The organism is Streptomyces sp. NPDC050564 (assembly GCF_044457265.1).
In the GTDB taxonomy this organism is placed as follows: domain Bacteria; phylum Actinomycetota; class Actinomycetes; order Streptomycetales; family Streptomycetaceae; genus Streptomyces.
The window spans coordinates 1-1,804 of the sequence record NZ_JBITGS010000117.1 but is presented as its reverse complement, the minus strand read 5'-3'; the positions used below and the strand labels follow the sequence as shown (position 1 = coordinate 1,804).

Genomic DNA, 1,804 nt, shown 5'->3' with positions numbered 1-1,804 from the left:
CCGTTGCTTCGATCCTCAGTGGATTTCAGCAATCCGGGCATTTCTGCCCGGAAGGTCCGTGACGTCACCAAAGCGTGAGGGCTTCGGTTTGTCGACGGTCTCTCGCTTCCTCCTGCCGTTGGTGCGGGAGGGTTGCGCCACCTGCCCGCCCCCGTCCGGCCTTGCGGCTGGGCGGGGTGGTGCGGGTCTTCTGGTCGGCTCCACGAGGCTTCGACGCCTTGACGGCGTCCAGGTCTCCGGCCACTCCGGTACCTGTCGTGCCGGCCGCCGCGAGGGCGGCGAGGTTGCGTGCTGCGTTCTCGTCCCGGTCCATGACCAGAGGGCATTCGTCGCAGTCGAAGACTCGGACGTGCAGCGGCAGTTTGGCTTTCACCGCGCCACACGCCGAGCAGGTCTTGGAGGAGGGGTACCAGCGGTCCGCCACCACCGTGCGGCAGGCGTTGCGCTGACCCTTGTAGGTGAGCTGGCGGCGGATCTCCCCGAACCCGGCGTCAGCGATCCTGCGGGCGAGGCGCCGGTTCTTGAGCATCCCGGCAACGTTGAGGTCTTCGACCACCACCGTGCCGTACTCGCCGGTCACCTTGGTGGTGAGCTTGTGCAGGGCGTCCGCGCGCAGGTTCGCCACCCGGTGGTGCACCCGGTTGCGCTGTGCGTTGGCCTTCAGCCACCGCTTCGAGGGCTGCTGGCCAGTGCGCCGGTCGGGCCCTTGGCGGCGGGAGACGCGGCGGGACAAGCGCCGTAACTGTGAGAGCGCGGTATCCAGGTGCTTCGGGTTCGGCTCGTAGCGGACCTCTCCGGCGCTGTCGGCCATCACTGCCAGGTGCTTGACACCCAGGTCGATGCCTACGGCCACGTCGGGTCGGGCGATGCGCTGGATCTCACGCTTCACCTCGACCTGGAAGGACACGAACCAGCGTCCGCGTTCGTAGCGGATGCTCGCGGACAGGATCCGCGCCGTGCCGGCCGCGATGGGCTCACGCAGTCCTTCGGCCTTCTCGTGCAGCCGGATCGTCCCGAGCCGGGGCAGCGTGACGTGCCGGCCATCGGCCTCGATACGGATGGTGCCGGTGGTGAACCGGCAGGCAAGTCGGGCCTTACGCTTCGACTTCCGCCGCGGCATGCCGACCTTACGGCCCTTGCGCTTACCCTGCCGGGACTTGGCGTAGTTGTCGAAAGCGGCAGCCGCGTTCGCGAGGCCCGTGTTGTAGGCCTCCTTGGAGTTCTCCGCCCACCAGTGGGCGAAGCGGGGGTCGGTGTGCTTGGCCTCGTTGAACGCCTTCCGCAGCGTAGGAAGTGACCACGGCCTCCACTCGGTGAGCCGCTCCGCGGGGACGCTGTAGGACTCCTCGGCGTTGCGCTGCCACCACGACGCGGTCACCCACGACACCGCCCAGTTGTACGCGGCGCGGGCGGCACCGCAGTGCGAGCGCAACGCGTGTTCCTGACCTGCGTTCGGGTCCAGCGCGAACCGGGACGCCTGCACCACGAAACCGGGCCGCGGCTGGAACTTCTTCACGCTGGACACCTCCTTTAGTCAGTGAGTGACTAGAGTGTACAGAATGAATGAACTCGAAGGCTGGCTTACCAGCGAACAAGCCTGCACCCGCCTCGGCATCGCATGGCGAACCCTCTACAACCACCACCGCAACACCCCCGACTTCCCCACACCCCGCAAGGTCGGTCGAACCCTCCTGTGGCCAGCCGCCGAACTCGACGCCTGGCGCACCAGACATCCACCACGGCAGACACATGCTGATGAAGACTGAATGACGCTGACGGTTACCACAACAGTTCCCAACCCCCT

Annotated in this window: 2 protein-coding genes; one reads left to right on the top strand and one right to left on the bottom strand. The window is 67.1% G+C overall.

All coding sequences use genetic code 11. The annotated features are described in order from the left end of the window. Positions 1 to 64: 64 nt before the first annotated feature. The gene (gene tnpB, locus ACIBK0_RS51910) at positions 65 to 1,516 is read right to left on the bottom strand and encodes an IS607 family element RNA-guided endonuclease TnpB (protein WP_399097551.1); all 1,452 of its coding nucleotides are present in this window, start codon (positions 1,514 to 1,516) and stop codon (positions 65 to 67) included. A gap of 43 nt (positions 1,517 to 1,559) precedes the next feature. Between tnpB and ACIBK0_RS51905 the strand changes: the two genes are divergently transcribed. After that, on the top strand, positions 1,560 to 1,766 hold the full coding sequence (locus tag ACIBK0_RS51905) for a helix-turn-helix transcriptional regulator (protein ID WP_399097549.1): 207 nt from the start codon (positions 1,560 to 1,562) through the stop codon (positions 1,764 to 1,766). Positions 1,767 to 1,804: the final 38 nt, after the last annotated feature.

Excerpts from the sequence above, each read along its gene's own strand:
- ACIBK0_RS51905 (WP_399097549.1), top strand. The coding sequence starts at position 1,560 with ATGAATGAACTCGAAGGCTGGCTTACCAGCGAACAAGCCTGCACCCGC.